Origin of the sequence: Streptomyces sp. NBC_01454, from assembly GCF_036227565.1 — a bacterium.
In the GTDB taxonomy this organism is placed as follows: domain Bacteria; phylum Actinomycetota; class Actinomycetes; order Streptomycetales; family Streptomycetaceae; genus Streptomyces.
The window spans coordinates 4,586,337-4,601,458 of record NZ_CP109460.1; the positions used below are offsets into that span (position 1 = coordinate 4,586,337).

The 15,122-nt window shown below is 74.1% G+C and carries 13 protein-coding genes; 12 read left to right on the forward strand and 1 reads right to left on the reverse strand.

Annotated features, from left to right (window positions below; all coding sequences use genetic code 11):
• Positions 1–142: 142 nt before the first annotated feature.
• Positions 143–1,405, reverse strand: a complete 1,263-nt coding sequence (locus OIU81_RS20325) for a sensor histidine kinase (RefSeq protein ID WP_329149900.1) — start codon at positions 1,403–1,405, stop codon at positions 143–145.
• Between the two features lie 236 nt (positions 1,406–1,641).
• Here OIU81_RS20325 and OIU81_RS20330 point away from each other — a divergent pair, with 236 nt between their 5' ends.
• From OIU81_RS20330 to OIU81_RS20385, 12 genes are all read left to right on the forward strand, one after another.
• Complete coding sequence (locus OIU81_RS20330) at positions 1,642–2,985, forward strand: EsaB/YukD family protein (RefSeq protein ID WP_329149902.1); 1,344 nt, start codon at positions 1,642–1,644, stop codon at positions 2,983–2,985.
• Between the two features lie 601 nt (positions 2,986–3,586).
• The gene (locus OIU81_RS20335; protein ID WP_329149903.1) at positions 3,587–4,627 is read left to right on the forward strand and encodes a hypothetical protein; all 1,041 of its coding nucleotides are present in this window, start codon (positions 3,587–3,589) and stop codon (positions 4,625–4,627) included.
• 232 nt (positions 4,628–4,859) lie between these two features.
• Positions 4,860–5,261, forward strand: coding sequence for an NADH-quinone oxidoreductase subunit A (locus OIU81_RS20340; protein ID WP_329149905.1), 402 nt, complete (start codon positions 4,860–4,862; stop codon positions 5,259–5,261).
• Positions 5,252–5,890 carry an NADH-quinone oxidoreductase subunit B gene (locus OIU81_RS20345; RefSeq protein WP_329149907.1) on the forward strand — a complete coding sequence of 213 codons (639 nt, stop codon included), beginning with the start codon at positions 5,252–5,254 and terminating at the stop codon, positions 5,888–5,890. The genes OIU81_RS20340 and OIU81_RS20345 overlap by 10 nt, the downstream gene beginning before the upstream one ends.
• Positions 5,887–7,215 (forward strand): NADH-quinone oxidoreductase subunit C, encoded by a 1,329-nt coding sequence (locus OIU81_RS20350; protein ID WP_329149909.1) that lies wholly within the window; start codon positions 5,887–5,889, stop codon positions 7,213–7,215. Before OIU81_RS20345 ends, OIU81_RS20350 begins: the two co-directional genes overlap by 4 nt.
• A complete protein-coding gene (locus OIU81_RS20355; protein WP_329149910.1) occupies positions 7,212–8,180 on the forward strand; it encodes a complex I subunit 1/NuoH family protein in 969 nt (322 codons plus the stop codon). The genes OIU81_RS20350 and OIU81_RS20355 overlap by 4 nt, the downstream gene beginning before the upstream one ends.
• Positions 8,177–8,767: a NuoI/complex I 23 kDa subunit family protein gene (locus OIU81_RS20360; RefSeq protein ID WP_329149912.1), complete on the forward strand. Its 591-nt coding sequence runs from the start codon at positions 8,177–8,179 to the stop codon at positions 8,765–8,767. The genes OIU81_RS20355 and OIU81_RS20360 overlap by 4 nt, the downstream gene beginning before the upstream one ends.
• A complete protein-coding gene (locus tag OIU81_RS20365; protein ID WP_329149914.1) occupies positions 8,764–9,387 on the forward strand; it encodes an NADH-quinone oxidoreductase subunit J family protein in 624 nt (207 codons plus the stop codon). Before OIU81_RS20360 ends, OIU81_RS20365 begins: the two co-directional genes overlap by 4 nt.
• Positions 9,387–9,749, forward strand: a complete 363-nt coding sequence (nuoK, locus tag OIU81_RS20370) for an NADH-quinone oxidoreductase subunit NuoK (protein ID WP_329149917.1) — start codon at positions 9,387–9,389, stop codon at positions 9,747–9,749. The genes OIU81_RS20365 and nuoK overlap by 1 nt, the downstream gene beginning before the upstream one ends.
• The gene (locus OIU81_RS20375; RefSeq protein ID WP_329149919.1) at positions 9,746–11,743 is read left to right on the forward strand and encodes an NADH-quinone oxidoreductase subunit 5 family protein; all 1,998 of its coding nucleotides are present in this window, start codon (positions 9,746–9,748) and stop codon (positions 11,741–11,743) included. Before nuoK ends, OIU81_RS20375 begins: the two co-directional genes overlap by 4 nt.
• A 113-nt stretch (positions 11,744–11,856) precedes the next feature.
• The gene (locus OIU81_RS20380) at positions 11,857–13,560 is read left to right on the forward strand and encodes a complex I subunit 4 family protein (protein ID WP_329155251.1); all 1,704 of its coding nucleotides are present in this window, start codon (positions 11,857–11,859) and stop codon (positions 13,558–13,560) included.
• The gene (locus tag OIU81_RS20385) at positions 13,560–15,104 is read left to right on the forward strand and encodes an NADH-quinone oxidoreductase subunit N (protein WP_329149921.1); all 1,545 of its coding nucleotides are present in this window, start codon (positions 13,560–13,562) and stop codon (positions 15,102–15,104) included. Before OIU81_RS20380 ends, OIU81_RS20385 begins: the two co-directional genes overlap by 1 nt.
• Positions 15,105–15,122: the final 18 nt, after the last annotated feature.

The window sequence follows — 15,122 nt, forward strand, 5'->3', positions numbered from 1 at the left end:
GTCGACGCCGTGCCCGCTCACCGGCCGTGCGTCCTTCTCCGTCCCCCCAAGGGTCCGCGCCCGGCGCCCGCCGCACCATGAGGGCCTTCGCAGTCTTCGCCGGGGGTTTTCCCCACCCCGGGAGGCGTCCGGAAGACCGCCCTCAGCGGTCCGTCGAGGCCGCCCCGGGTTCCGTCCGCGCCCGCCACGGCAGCTCCGCCGTCACCCGCGTGGGACCGCCCACCGGCGAGTCCAGTACGAGCAGCCCGTCCACCGACCCCAGCCGCCCGGCGAGCCCGGCCATCCCGCTGCCGCCGTCCAGCCGCGCCCCGCCCCGCCCGTCGTCCGACACCAGGATCAGCAGCCGGTCGCCCGCCCCTCGCCCGCCACCGCCCCGGTCCGAGGGCCCTGCGGGCCCGCCCCCCTCGACCCGCCACACCTCGACCGACGCCCGCCGCGCCGCACTGTGCTTGGAGACGTTCTGCAGCAGCTCCGAGACGGTGAAGTAGGCGATGCCCTCGATGGCGGGCGCGGGCCGCTCGGCCAGGTCCACCGAGGTGGTCACCGGCACCGTGCAGCGCCCGGCCAGCGAGGTCAGCGCGGGCCCCAGCCCGCGGTCGGTGAGGATCGCCGGGTGGATGCCGCGGGCCAGGTCCCGCAGCTCCTGGAGGGCGAGCTTCACCTCGCCGTGCGCCTCGTCCACCATCGCCGCCGCCGCGCGCGGGTCCTCCAGCAGCTTCTCCTTGGCCAGCCCGAGCCCCATCGCGAGGGCCACCAGCCGGGCCTGCGCGCCGTCGTGCAGATCCCGTTCGATGCGCCGCAGATCGGCGGCCGCGGTGTCGGTGACCGTCACCCGGTCCGACTCCAGCTCGGCGATCCGCCGCTCCAGCTCGTCGGAGGGCGAGAGCAGCCCGCGCACCATCGCCCGGTCCACGTCGGACAGCCACCGCACCACCCACGGCAGCACCGGCCACCCCACGACGAGCAGCACGAGGACGACCGTGAAGGTGAGCAGGACCCACGGCAGCCGGACGAAGGCGAACAGCGCGTGCCGCCAGGCGACCGGATCCGTCAGACACGTCCACAGCCACGGGAAGAACCCCGGCTCCCGTGGCCGCAGCCGGCTCGGCTCCGCGACCCGTAGCCCCAGCAGGGCCGCCGCCCGGGCGCGCTCCAGCCGCCCGTACTGCCGGCACGCCAGCAGCCCCGTCGCCAGCAGTGGCAGCCCGATCACGGTGACGGACAGCCCGATGCCCAGCGTGAGCCACACCAGCACCACCACGAACGCCGCCAGCCCCAGCGGGAAGTTGGCCAGGAGAAAGGCGATCTCCCGCCACATCAGGCCACTGAGCAGCGTGCGGGGCGGTGGAGGCGGGGCGCCGTCGGGGGCGTCAGCAGCGGCACGGGACCGGGATCTTTCCGTCATGGGCCCAGCCTGCCCGGCCGCGCCGCCCGGTGCCATGGGGTGCAGGGGGTGGCCGGTGGTGGGGTTTTCCGCACCCTGTCCCGGTTCGTCGGCAGCCCGTCGTGCGGGGCGGGCCGGTCCGCCGTATTCCGTGCCGGCCGGGCCGTCCCGGCCGGGCCGTATCGTGGCAGGATGACGGGCGGTGCGCGTGCGCCCGGAGTGAGCCCCACTGACAGCAACACAGGGACCGCGTCGGCATGGTGAGTGTGAGTACGGGGAGGGGTTCGGGGGCCGTGTCGGGTACCTCCCTCAGCCGGGTGACCCTGGTGGGCGAGCGGCGGCGGGTCGATCTCGTGCTCCCCGCCCAGGAGTCCCTCGGCGTGCTGTTGCCGGAGGTCCTGCGGCTGCTCGGCGACCGGCCGGGCCAAGAACCGCCGGCGCGGCGGCTGATGGCCGCGGACGGGTCGGTGCTGTCGCACGACGACTCCCTCGCCTCGGCGAAGGTGCCCGACGGGGCCGAGCTGCGGCTCGTACCGGAACACGGGACACCGGCGGCCGCACACGACGCGACGGACGAGGTCGCCGACGAACTGCGGGTGCGCGGCCGGCGCTGGGGCGCGTGGAGCCGGACGTGGACGGCCGGTGCCGCGAGTGTGCTGCTGGCCGTCATCGCCGGTACGGCGGCGGCGAGTTGGTACGGACCCGGTGCCGCCGCGCTCTGGCTCGGGATCGCCGGCGCACTGGCCGCGGCCCTCGGCGCCTGCTGCGCGGGGCTCGGCCGGCGGCCGCTGCACACCGCGCTCCTGCTGCTGGGCGGCGCGCTCGGCGTGCTCGCCTCGTGGCAGGCCTCCCCGGCCGGCGCGGCACGGCTGGCGGCCGTCGGACTGACCGTCGCGGCCGTGCTCGCGCTGCTCGGGGTCTGCACGGGGCTGGGCCGCGGCGGACTCGTCGGCGCGGCGGCGGTCGCCTGCGCGGTGGGCGCCTGGGAGGCCGGGCTGGCGCTGACCGGTGTGGCACGTACGGGAGTTGTGCTCGGCGCGCTCTCGGTGCTCGTGCTGGGGTATCTGCCCCGGCTGGCGCTGCGGGCGGCGGGGCTGACCCGGCTCGACGACCGGCACTCCGGCGGTGCGCCGGTGAGCCGTCACCAGGTGGCGACCGCCCTGGGCGCGACCCATCGCGGGCTCGCGCCGGCCACCGTCGCCGTGGCGGTCTGCGCGGGAGCGGCGGGCGTGCTGGCCGCGGGTGCGGGGGACGGCTGGTCGGCCGCCGCCGCGGCCCTGTTGTGCGGGGTCACGCTGTCGCGTGCGCGGGCCTATCCCCTGGCGGTCGAGGTCCTCGCCCTGCTGGCGGCCGGTACGGCGATCGGGGTGTGCCTGACGCTGCGGTGGGCGGCCGGTTCGGGGGATCCGGCGGGCGCGCTGGCCGTGTTGTGCGTGCTGGCGGTACTGCCGCTCGGGGCGCTCGCGCCGCGGTTGCCGGAGCACGTACGGGCCCGGCTGCGCCGGCTGTTGAATCTCGTCGAGTCGGTCGGTGTGGTGGCGCTGATCCCGGTGGCCCTCGGGGCGTTCGGGGTCTACAGCGGGCTGCTGCACACGTTCTGAGCCGGAGGCGGAGACGGACATGGCAGCGGAGGGACCAGTGGCGGCGGACGGGCCGGCGGGGAACGACGCGCAGTACGAGCTGCTGCGTGAGCAGGGTGGGGGAGCGATGACGCCGGGGCACGCGGGCGATGCCGGATCCGGACCCGGAGCCGGACCCGTATCCGGAGCCGCCTTCGTCGAGGCGAATGTGTGGGACATCCCCACGACCTCGATGGCGGAGCCGGCCGCGACCGGGGGGACGGCCGGGCCGCCCGCGGGGGCCATGCCGCCGACCGCCCATGCGGCCGCGCCCCGACCCGGCAGCGCGCCGCACCCACCGGTTCCTCCCTCCTTTCCCTCCTTTCCCTCCGCTTCCTCCTCTTCCTCCCATGCGCCGGGCCCTTCCGCGTATCCGCCCGCGCCTTTCGCGTATCCGCCGGCTCCCTCCGCGTATCCGCCCGTGCCTTCCGTCCCGCCGCAGGCGCCCGCGGCCGCTGCCCCCGCTGTCCCCGTTGCCCCCGTTGCCCCCGGGGCGGCTCCCCACCCGGCGCCGCCCCCGGAGGCCGCCGCGCCCGGTGCAGCCCCCGTGCACACGCCGACTCCCGTGCACACGCCGACTCCCGTGCACGCACCCACTCCCGTGCACGCACCCGCTCCCGTCCGCGGGACCTCCCCGGTGCGGAGGTCCGGGCCCACCCCCGTCTCCGTACCGCTGATGCCGCCCGAGCTGGACGCGCTGCGGAGCAAGCCGCGGCACGGGGAGTCCGTCACCCAGCGCGCGGGGCGGGTCGTCCGGCGGGCGATCGCCTCCTCGCCCGCGGCGGAGACCACCGCCGTCACGCAGGCCGGGTACGCCATCCAGCAGCCGGTCACCACCGGCCGGCAGATCTCGGTGACCAGCATCCGGGGCGGTGCGGGCAAATCCACGGTGTCCGCGCTGCTGGCCCTCACCTACGCGCACTACCGCGCCGATCCGGTGCTGGCCGTCGAGGCCGATCCGGCGCTCGGCACGCTCCCGCACCGGCTGGGCGCGACGGAGGTGCGCTGGTCCGGCACCGACCTGGCGCAGATAGTCGATCCGTCGATGCTGATCACGGACCTGACCGGGTACCTGATTCCGTTTCCGGGCGGCGGCTGGCTGCTGCCCGGCAGCCAGGGCGCCATCGGCACCCGCCTGGACATCGACACCTACCGGGTCGTGATGACCTCGCTGCGCCGGTACTTCGCGACCACGGTCGTCGACTGCGAGACGCTGCCCGCCGAGGTGGCGCGCACCGCGCTGGTGACGACGCAGGCCCGGATCCTGGTCTGCCCGGCGACCCCGGAGGGCGTGGCCGCCACCCGCTCCGTCCTGGACTGGGTCGGTGGCCTGCACCCCCGGATGCTGCCGACGACGGTCGTGGTGCTCAGCCATGCCGCGCCGGACACCGGGCTCGATGTCCGCAAGGCCGCCGAGCACCTCGGCGTCGGCGGCGCGGTGGTGCTTCCGCTTCCCTACGACCGCCATCTCGCGGCGGGCGGGGCGATCCGTACGGAGCTGCTGGGCGAGCGGACGCTGCAGGCGGCGGCGCGGATCGCCGCCGAGGCGATGAACCGGGCGGTTTCACGGGCTGAGAACGGCCGGCCGGGGACGGGTCAGGACGCCCCGCCGCCGGCCCGGTGACGGGGTGGCCGACGGCCGTCGCACCCCCTGGTTCGTCCGCTCTGTGAGACAGCTGCTGAGACCACCGGACGCGCGGTCTACGCTCCCTGCCGCCCAGGTAGGGCGAAGTGGGGACAAGCTCACCGTCGGCGACGACGCGGCTTCTCGGAGCAGCCCGGCCAGGGCCTAGACTCCCGTCCGTACAGATCGTCGAAGTCGTTGAACAAGCGCAGTCAGGGAGCGAGGGGCGGACGTGGTGGACGCGACCGGACGCACCACCGTCGCCACGGAGTATTTCCAGGGTTACTCGGTCGTCGGGATCATCGCCGTGATCGGGGTGCTCTTCGTGGCCGTGGCCTTCGGTGCCGGGCGGCTGCTACGACCGGTGGTACCGACCCCCGAGAAACTGCTGACGTATGAATGCGGCGTGGACCCGGTCGGCGAGGGCTGGGCGCACACCCAGGTCCGCTACTACGTCTACGCGTTCCTCTACGTCGTCTTCGCCGTCGACTCGATCTTCCTGTTCCCCTGGGCGACGGTCTTCGCCGCTCCCGGCTTCGGTGGTGTGACGCTGGTGGAGATGTTCATCTTCCTCGGCTTCCTCACCATCGGCCTGCTCTACGCATGGAAGAAGGGCGTCCTGGAATGGACGTGAACCCCGCACCCCACGGGCCCGCAGCCGCGTCCGAGGGCGCCGGCCCCGAGTTCCTGCCGGAGCCGCGGCGCCTGGGCACCCTCGCCCGGCTCGCGCCCGAACCGATGAAGGTGGTCCTCAACTGGGGCCGCCGCTACAGCCTGTGGGTCTTCAACTTCGGTCTGGCCTGCTGCGCCATCGAGTTCATCGCCGCGTCCATGGCGCGGCACGACTTCATCCGGCTCGGCGTGATCCCGTTCGCGCCCGGCCCGCGCCAGGCCGACCTGATGGTCGTCTCCGGCACGGTCACCGACAAGATGGCGCCGGCGGTCAAGCGGCTCTACGAGCAGATGCCCGAGCCGAAGTACGTCATCTCCTTCGGGGCCTGCTCCAACTGCGGCGGCCCCTACTGGGATTCGTACTCGGTCACCAAGGGCGTCGACCAGATCATTCCGGTGGACGTGTACGTCCCGGGCTGCCCGCCGCGGCCGGAGGCGCTGCTCCAGGGCATCCTCAAGCTCCAGGAGAAGATCGCCCGTGAGTCGCTGGGGGAGCGGTACGCGCAGGGCGGCACCGCCCGGCCCTCGGCGGCCGCGCTGCGCAGCGGACTTGTCACGCCGCCCGCGCCGGCGGGGGAGGAACCCCGATGAGCGAGCAGCCCGCGAATCCCGAGCAGCCCGCGAATCCCGAGCAGCCGGGGAAGCCCGAGCAGCAGCCGGCGGGTGCCGAGCAGGCGGAAGCCCAGGAGCAGCCGGTAGCCCCCGAGCGGCCCGCACCCGAGCCCGTCGTCGGCTGGCTCCCGCGGCCCGCGAGCGAGATCTTCGGCACCGGGGCCACGGCGGAGCTGGCCTATGACCTGCTGACCGTCGACGTCCCGGCGGACGGCTGGCTCACCGCGCTGACGGCCGCCCGCGACGACCTCGGCTGCAGCTATTTCGACTGGCTGAGCGCCGTCGACGAACCCGGCACCGGCTTCCGGGTCTGCGCCCATCTCGTGCGGGTGGCGCGCCCCGGCACGGTCCGCCGGCTGATCGTACGGACGACCGTGCCGCACGAGGCGGCCGCGCTGCCCACCGCCCTCGCGGTCTACCCGGGCGCCGGCTGGCACGAGCGCGAGACCCACGAGATGTTCGGCGTCGACTTCACCGGCCATCCGCACCTGGTACCGCTGCTGCTCCCCGACAGCTTCGAAGGCCACCCGCTGCGCAAGGACTTCGTGCTGGCGGCGCGGGTCGCGAAGGCGTGGCCGGGGGCCAAGGAGCCCGGGGAGCCTGCGGCGGGTGCGGCGCACGGCGGGCCCAAGCGCCGTCAGATGCTGCCCCCGGGCGTCCCGGACCCGAACGAATGGGGCCCGCTGAAGGGCCAGCTGCCGCCGGCACCGGCGCGTCCGGCGCGGGGTGCGCGGGCCGCGGGCGGTGCCGGTGCGGCCGGTGGTACCGCGGGCGAGCGCCCGGCCCGGCGGACCCGGACCGCCGGCGCGGGCTCGGCCGGTCAGCAGGCGGCGGGCGAGGCCGCGGGGACGCCGGAGGCTCCGGCGGCCCCGGCCACGCCGGCCACCGCGCCGGGGACCGAACGGCCGGAGCGCCCGGCCCGACGTACGCGGTCCGCGAGCGCCGGCTCGGCCAGCCAGCAGCAGCCGGCGGAAGCGGCCCCGGCCCCGGCCGCGGAGCCCCCGGAGACGACCCCGGAGACCCCGGAGACCCCGGAGACCCCGGAGACCCCGGAGACCCCGGAGACGACCCCGGCGGCCGCCCCGAAGGCGGCGCCCCCGCGCTCCGCCGATGCACCGTGGCACCACGCCCGTCCGGCCTTCGACGAGTCGGGGGAGCCGGGGAAGCCGGGGAAGCCGGGGAAGCCGGGGGAGCCGGGGAAGCTGGAGGAGTCCGCGCAGCCCGGGCCGGAGAGCGAACCGCCTGAGCCGCCCGGCCACGCGGCGGACGAGTCCCAGGAACCGGAAGGAGGCGACACCCCATGAGCGACGCGCTCGACATCGCGCTGCGCCTCGTCGCCGTCTTCGTCGTCTTCCTGGTGTTCCCGCTGGTCATCGGGCAGACCGAGCACAAGGTCATGGCCCATATGCAGGGCCGCCTCGGCCCCATGTACGCGGGCGGGTTCCACGGCTGGGCGCAACTGGTCGCCGACGGGGTGAAGTTCGCGCAGAAGGAGGACATCGTCCCGGCCGGCGCCGACCGGCGGATCTTCCAGCTCGCGCCCGCCGTCGCCCTGCTGCCCTACCTCCTGGTCCTGGTCGCCATCCCGATCGGCCCGCACAATGCCGTCGGACAGGCGCTGGACGCGGGGATCTTCTTCGTGCTCGCCGTCATGGGCGTCGGCGTGCTCGGCTCGCTGATGGCGGGCTGGGCCTCGGCGAACAAGTTCTCATTGCTCGGCGGGCTGCGCACGGCCGCCCAGCTGCTCGCCTACGAGCTGCCGATGCTGCTCGCCGCGGCCTCGGTCGCGATGGCGGCCGGCACCCTCTCCCTGCCCGGCATCCTCGAAGCCTTCCACTGGTGGTGGGTGCCCTGGCAGATCGTCGGCGGCGTCGTCTTCTTCACCGCGGGACTCGCCGAGCTGCAACGGCCGCCGTTCGACATGCCGGTCGCCGACTCGGAGATCATCTTCGGTGCCTACACCGAGTACACCGGACTGCGCTTCGCGCTCTTCCTCCTCGCCGAATACGCGGGCATCGTCGTCCTCTCCGCCCTGACCGCCGTCCTCTTCCTCGGTGGCTGGCACGGCCCGTTCGGCGCCGACGGCCTGGGCTGGCTGTGGACGCTGGTGAAGACCGTGATCCTCGCCTTCGGCGTCATCTGGCTGCGGGTGACCTACCCGCGGCTGCGCGAGGACCAGCTGCAAAAGCTCGCCTGGACGGTCCTCATCCCGCTCTCGCTCGCCCAGATCGCCCTCACCGGCGTCGTCAAGGTGGTGATCTCGTCATGAGCTTCCCCGGTTCCGGCCTCGCCAAGGGGCTGGCCGTCACCCTGCGGACGATGACGAAACGATCGGTCACCGCGCAGTACCCGGACGTCCAGCCCGACCTCCCGCCCCGCACCCGCGGCGTCATCGGGCTGTTCGAGGAGAACTGCACGGTCTGCATGCTCTGCGCCCGCGAGTGCCCGGACTGGTGCATCTACATCGACTCCCACAAGGAGACGGTGCCGCCGGCCGCCCCCGGAGGCCGCGAGCGCAGCCGCAATGTGCTGGACCGCTTCGCCATCGACTTCGCGCTGTGCATGTACTGCGGGATCTGCATCGAGGTCTGCCCCTTCGACGCGCTCTTCTGGTCACCGGAGTTCGAGTACGCCGAGACGGACATCCGCGAGCTGACCCACGAGCGCGACAAGCTCCGCGAATGGATGTGGACCGTGCCCGAGCCGCCGGCGCTCGACCCGGCGGCCGAGGACCCCAAGGAACTCACCGCCGCCCGCAAGACGGCGGACAAGCTCGCCGCGCAGCAGGCGGCGGAAGCCGAGGACCGGGAAGAACCGCAGCAGGACCGGCCGGAGCGCCCAGGGGAGGCAACGTGACGCTCGCCGCCACCGCAGCCGGCCACGGGTTCCTCTCGCCCAGCGGCGTCGAGATCGCCTTCGTCCTCGTCGGGATCGCCACCCTCGGCGCGGCCCTGCTGACCGTCACCACCCGGCAGCTGGTCCACGCCGCCCTCTGGCTGGTCGTCGCCCTCGGCGGGATCGCCGTGGAATACCTGCTCCTGACGGCCGAGTTCATCGCCTGGGTGCAGGTACTGATCTACGTCGGCTCGGTCGTCGTCCTCCTGCTCTTCGGGCTGATGCTCACCAAGGCGCCCATCGGCCGTTCCCCGGACGCCGATTCGGGCAACCGCTGGGCCGCCCTCACGGTGGCCCTCGCCTCGGCGGTCACGCTGGTCTGGGTCGTCGTGGACGCCTTCCGCGCCACCTGGATCACCCTCGACGGCGCCGCCCAGGGCTCCACCGAGGTCACCGGGCGCAGCCTCTTCCAGTACTGGGTGCTGCCCTTCGAGGCCCTGTCCGTGCTGCTGCTGGCCGCGCTCGTCGGCGCGATCGTGCTGTCCCGCAGGACCGGCGAGGGCAAGGCCCCGGCGGCGGCCCTCGACAACGGTGCCGCCCGCGCCCCCGCCGCCCCCGCTCCACGGGAGGAGCAGCGCTGATGCATCTCGCCTATCCGGCGGTCCTCGCCGTCCTCCTCTTCTGCACCGGGCTGTACGGCGTCCTCGCGCGCCGCAACGCGATCCTGGTGCTGATGTCCGTCGAGCTGATGCTCAACGCCGTCAACCTCAACCTCGTCGCCTTCGACGTCTGGCTGCGCGACACCCTGCACGCCGGCCAGGCGCTCACCCTCTTCACCATCGCCATCGCCGCCGCCGAGATCGGCATCGGACTGGCGATCGTGCTGCTCGTCTACCGCAACCGCGGCAGCTCCGACATCGACCGGCTCCGTGACCTCGCCGAGAAGACGGGTGCCGCGGACGGGGAACCGCAGCCGGACACCACGGCGGAGGCCGCCGCGTGACGCTCACGACCACTGCCGTTCTCGTTCCTCTCCTGCCCTTCCTCGGGGCCGTCGCCGGCTTTCTTCTGGGCCGCCGGGCACCCGGGTTCGTGCGGCCGCTGGCGGTGCTGCCGACCCTGGCCGCCGCCGCCCTGACGGTGGTCGTCGCCGTCGGGCAGGGCACCGGCCCGGCCACCGACGTGGCCACCGAGCTCACCCCGACCGGCTCGATCCCCATCGACCTGTCCCTGCACCTCGACGGCTTCGCGGTGCTGATCGCCGTCCTGGTCGGTGTCGTGGCGACCTGTGTGCAGGTCTACTCCACCGGCTATCTGCGCGACGACCGGCGCTACGCCTCCTACGCCGCGCTGGTCTCCCTCTTCACCTCCGCGATGCTGCTGGTCGTCTACACCGGCGACCTGATGGTGCTGCTGGTCGGCTGGGAAGTCATGGGCATCTGCTCCTACTTCCTCGTCGGCCACTACTGGGAGACCGAGGCCGCCCGGGCCGCCTCCCTCAAGGCCTTCCTCGTCACCAAGCTCGGCGACGTCCCCTTCCTCTTCGGCATCTTCGCGCTGGCCACCGACGCCGGAACCTTCCGCATCACCGGCATCCTCGGCTCCGTCGCCGGCGGCGGGCTGCACCACCCGACGCTGGTCGCGCTGCTGCTGCTGGCCGGTGTCGCGGGCAAGTCGGCGCAGTTCCCGCTGCACACCTGGCTCCCGGACGCGATGGCCGGCCCGACACCGGTCTCCGCGCTGATCCACGCCGCGACGATGGTGGCGGCCGGTGTCTATGTCGTGGCCCGTCTCCTCCCCGTCTTCGCCGCCTCCGCGGCGGCGCTGGTGGTGCTCGCCGTCATGGCCGCGATCACCATGGTCGGCTCCGCTCTGGCCGCGCTGGCCCAGGACGACATCAAGCGGGTCCTGGCCTATTCGACGGTCGGCCAGCTCGGCTACATGCTCGGCGCGCTGGCCGTCGGCGACCGCGGCGCCGCCGTCTTCCACCTCATCTCGCACGGTGCGTTCAAGGCCCTCCTCTTCCTCGGCGCGGGCGTGATCATCCACGCCGCGGGCACCAACTCGCTGGCCGCCATGTCCCGGATGGGCGGCCTGGCCCGGCGCATCCCGGACGCCTACTGGACCATGACGGTCGCGCTGCTCGCGCTCGCCGCCATCCCGCCGTTCGCCGGCTTCTTCTCCAAGGAAGCCGTCCTGGGCGCCGCCGAGCACGCCGCCACCGGCGACGCGCACGGCATCCCCGGCGCGGCCGGCTGGACGGTCCTGGTCTCCGGACTGCTCACCGCCCTCCTCACCGCGGCCTACGCCATGCGCCTGTGGCTGCGGGCCTTCCGCGGCAAGGGCGCCGAAGCCCCCGACCACGGCCGCCAGCCGGTCGTGATGAACGCCGTGCTGTGGGTGCTCTTCCTGCCGACCGCCGCGCTGGGCCTGGCCGCCCCGCTGCTGCCGCGGTGGTTCGACGGACGCTCGCTCGCGCCGACCCTGACCACCTCCGTCCTGGGCACCGGCGTCGCCCTCGTCGGCGGCCTGGTCACCTACGCCGCCTGGCGCCACACCACCGCCCTGGCCGCCCGCACCCCCATCGGTGCGGTCGTGGCCGACCCGGACGCCGGCCCCGAGGCCGCCGAGGAGACGGCCATCGCCACCCACGCCCCGGTCTACGGCGACAACGCCGGCGCTGCGGACCCGGCCGACCCCGGCCGCCTCCTCCTCGGCCCGCTCCAGCCGCACGCGGCCGTCGGCTTCCATCTCGACGCCGTCTACACGGCGCTGTTCGTGCGGCCCGTACGCGCCGCCGCCACCCTCGTCCGCTTCCTGGACCGCGAGGTCGTCGACACCTACGTCCGCGCCGCGGGCACCGCACCGCGCTGGCTGGGGGCCGCCGTCCGACGGGCCCAGACCGGAAACGTGCAGACCTACCTCGGCGCACTGCTCGCCGGCTCGCTCGTGCTGGCCGTCGCCGCCGTCCTCGTCGCCACGGGCACGGGAGCCTGACCGTGCCGCCATCCCCCGGGGGCCGACCCCCGCACCCCCAGCCGACAGCCCTCGTGGTCTGCCTCGCCGGAGCCGAAACCCTGAGGAGGGCCTGACCCGTGAATCACACCGCCATGCAGCTTCTCCTCGCGGGCATCGTCGTCCTCCCCCTCGTCGGCGCGCTCGCCGCCCTGCTCCCGGCGCCGCCCGGCCTGCGGGGCAAGAACCCCGACCAGGCCGTACTGCGCCACGGCGTGACCGTCACCGGTGCCGTGCTCGCCGCGGCCATCGTCCTGGCCGTCGGCTTCGACCACGGCCGGCCGGCCCGTATGCAGGCCACCACCGACCTCAGCTGGATCCCGGCGCTCGACATCCGTATCCACCTCGGCGTCGACGGCATCTCGCTCCCCCTCGTCGTCCTGACCGCGCTGCTGACCTTCCTCTGCGCGCTCTACAGCTACTTCCACATGCCAACGGGCCCGTCTCCCAAGGCATTTGTGGCGCTACTGCTCACCCTTGAGGCCGGCACCCTCGCCACCTTCGCCGTCCTCGACCTGATGCTCTTCTTCCTCGCCTTCGAGATGGTCCTCATCCCGATGTACTTCCTCATCGCCCGCTGGGGCGGTGCGCAAAAGCAGGCGGCGGCCTGGAAGTTCATCCTCTACACGCTGCTCGGCTCCGTCGTGATGCTGCTCGGCCTCCTTCTCATCGGCGTGAAATCCGGCACCTTCGACATGGTGGCACTGGCCACTGACAACGGCCCGAAAGCCCAGCTCAGCCACACGGTTCAGCTGCTCGCGGTGCTCGCGATCGGCATCGGTCTGGCCGTCAAGTCCCCGATGTGGCCGCTGCACAGCTGGCTGCCCGACGCGCACACCGCCGCCCCCACCGTCGGCTCGGTGCTGCTGGCCGGCGTGCTGCTGAAGATGGGCACCTACGGCTTCGTACGGATCGCGCTGCCCATCACGCCCGAGGGCATGCACACCTTCGCGCCGTACCTCGCCGCGCTGGCCGCCGTCGGCATCATCTACGGCTCGCTCGCCTGCCTGGCCCTCGTGCGCAAGGGCGCGGGGGGCGACCTCAAGCGTCTGATCGCCTACAGCTCCGTCGGCCACATGGGCTTCGTCCTGCTCGGCATCGCCACCATGACGCCCACCGGCGTGAACGGCGCGCTGTTCGCCAACATCGCGCACGGCCTGATCACCGGCCTGCTCTTCTTCCTGGTCGGCGCGCTCAAGGACCGCACCGGCAGCACCGACCTCGACACCCTCTCCCGCTCCGCCGGTTTCCGGCCCGCGGGGTCCGGCGCCGCCGCGCTGCTGCCCGCGCCGTCCGGCGCCGCCCTCTACGCCCGGGCACCCCGCTTCGGCGGACTGCTCGCCTTCGGGGCCGTCGCCTCGTTGGGCATCCCCGGACTGGCCGGTTTCTGGGGCGAGATGCTGGCGATGTTCGGCGCCTTCCGGCCGGCCGCCGGCCTCAGCCGCCCCGCCTTCCTGACGTTCATGGTCATGGCCGGCCTCGGCACCCTGCTGACCGCCGCCTATCTGCTGCTCGTCGTCCGCCGCGTCTGCATGGGCGGCACCTTCGACCTGGCCGGGGCCGCCGTGCTCGGCGCCACGGACCCGGCCGGCAAGAGCGGTGACGGCCCGACGGGCAAGAGCGGCTCGGACCCGGACGGCACGCCCGCTCCGGCCCCCGCCCTTCCCGACCTCGCGCGCTACGAATACGCGGCCTGGACCCCCCTGGCCGCCCTCACCGTCCTCGCCGGACTGTGGCCCGCGGCCCTCCTCGGCCTCACCGACCCGGCCGTCCAGCAGCTCCTCGGAGGCGGTAAGTGATGAGCTCGGTCCCCTCGCTGGTCCAGTCCGTCGACTGGCTCGCCCTCGCGCCGCCCACCCTCACCGCGGCCGTCGCCCTGGTGGTACTGGTCGCCGACCTCTTCCTCCCCGCGGCCCGTAAGCCGCTGCTGGGCCTGCTCGCGACGGCGGGCCTCGTGCTCGCCGCGCTCTCGCTGCTGCCGCTCCTGGGCGGCGACCGCCGCACCTTCTGCCTGTCCGGCCACCCCGCGGTCTGCAGCTATGTGGCCGACCCGTTCACCCTGGTCATCCAGTTCCTGGTGCTCGGCGGGGCGCTGCTGACCGCGCTGCTGTCCCTCGAGGCCGTCAAGGACGGGGAGCTCCCCGCCGGCGAGTACTGGTTCCTGCTGCTGTCCTCGGCGGCCGGCGCCGCCCTGCTGCCCGCCTCCAGGGACCTGGCCACCCTCGTCATCGCCCTCGAGGTCGCCTCGCTGCCCGCCTTCGCCCTGGTCGGACTGCGCCGCGGGGACCGGCTCTCCTCCGAGGCCGCCCTCAAGTTCTTCCTGTCCTCGGTGGCCGCCACCGCCGTGATGCTGCTCGGCGTGAGCTTCCTGTACGCGGCCACCGGCAGCCTGCACCTCTCCCGGGTGGCGCACGCCCTCACCGCCCTGCCCGACCCGCGGCTGGCCACCCTGGCGAGCGCCGGAGTCGCCCTCACCCTCGTCGGCTTCGCCTTCAAGACCGCCGCCGCCCCGTTCCACTTCTGGGTGCCGGACACCTACGTCGGCGCGCCGCTCCCCATCGCCGGTTACCTCTCCGTGGTCGGCAAGGCCGTCGGCTTCTCCGGCCTGATCCTCGTCACGGTCGAGGGCTTCCCCTCGTACGCCGCTGTCTGGGGCCCGGCGCTGGCCGTCCTCGCCGCGCTGACCATGACCGTCGGCAATGTCGCGGCCCTGCGCCAGGACCCCCGGCGCGCACACAGCGCCGTCCGGCTGCTCGCCTGGTCCTCGGTCGGCCAGGCCGGCTACCTCCTGGTCCCGATCGCGGCGGCCGGCTACGTCCACGACCCGGCGCACGCCATCGGCTCCACCGTCGCCTACGCCCTGATGTACGCGGCCGTGAACCTCGGTGCCTTCGCCGTCGCCGCCGTGGTGGCCCGTACCCGCCCCGCCAACCGGATCACCGACTACCGGGGCCTGTACCACCGGCGGCCCCTGGTGGCGCTCGCCCTCGGCTTCTTCCTGCTGTGCCTGGCCGGCCTGCCGCCGGGCATCATCGGCCTGTTCGCCAAGGTCACGGTCTTCTCCGCGGCCGTCGACGCGGGCCTGGCCTGGCTCGCGGTGGTCATGGCGGTCAATGTCGTGATCGCGCTCTACTACTACCTGCAGTGGACCACGGTCCTCTTCCGGGGAGCCGAGGAGAGCGCGCCGGCAGAGGCTTCCGGGGCGGCGCCCGCGCAGGCCCCGCACCGTGCCGGGATCCCGGCCCCGCTCGCCACCGCCATCGCGCTCGCCGCCGTCCTCGGCATCGCCCTCTCCGGCGCCCCGCAGCTCGTGCTGCGCTTCGCCTCCGGCGCGCTGCTCTGAGCCGCCGGCCGGCCCGCC

Excerpts from the sequence above, each read along its gene's own strand:
- OIU81_RS20325 (WP_329149900.1), bottom strand. The coding sequence starts at position 1,405 with ATGACGGAAAGATCCCGGTCCCGTGCCGCTGCTGACGCCCCCGACGGC.
- OIU81_RS20330 (WP_329149902.1), top strand. The coding sequence starts at position 1,642 with ATGGTGAGTGTGAGTACGGGGAGGGGTTCGGGGGCCGTGTCGGGTACC.
- OIU81_RS20345 (WP_329149907.1), top strand. The coding sequence starts at position 5,252 with ATGGACGTGAACCCCGCACCCCACGGGCCCGCAGCCGCGTCCGAGGGC.
- OIU81_RS20350 (WP_329149909.1), top strand. The coding sequence starts at position 5,887 with ATGAGCGAGCAGCCCGCGAATCCCGAGCAGCCCGCGAATCCCGAGCAG.
- OIU81_RS20355 (WP_329149910.1), top strand. The coding sequence starts at position 7,212 with ATGAGCGACGCGCTCGACATCGCGCTGCGCCTCGTCGCCGTCTTCGTC.
- OIU81_RS20360 (WP_329149912.1), top strand. The coding sequence starts at position 8,177 with ATGAGCTTCCCCGGTTCCGGCCTCGCCAAGGGGCTGGCCGTCACCCTG.
- nuoK (WP_329149917.1), top strand. The coding sequence starts at position 9,387 with ATGCATCTCGCCTATCCGGCGGTCCTCGCCGTCCTCCTCTTCTGCACC.
- OIU81_RS20380 (WP_329155251.1), top strand. The coding sequence starts at position 11,857 with ATGCAGCTTCTCCTCGCGGGCATCGTCGTCCTCCCCCTCGTCGGCGCG.
- OIU81_RS20385 (WP_329149921.1), top strand. The coding sequence starts at position 13,560 with ATGAGCTCGGTCCCCTCGCTGGTCCAGTCCGTCGACTGGCTCGCCCTC.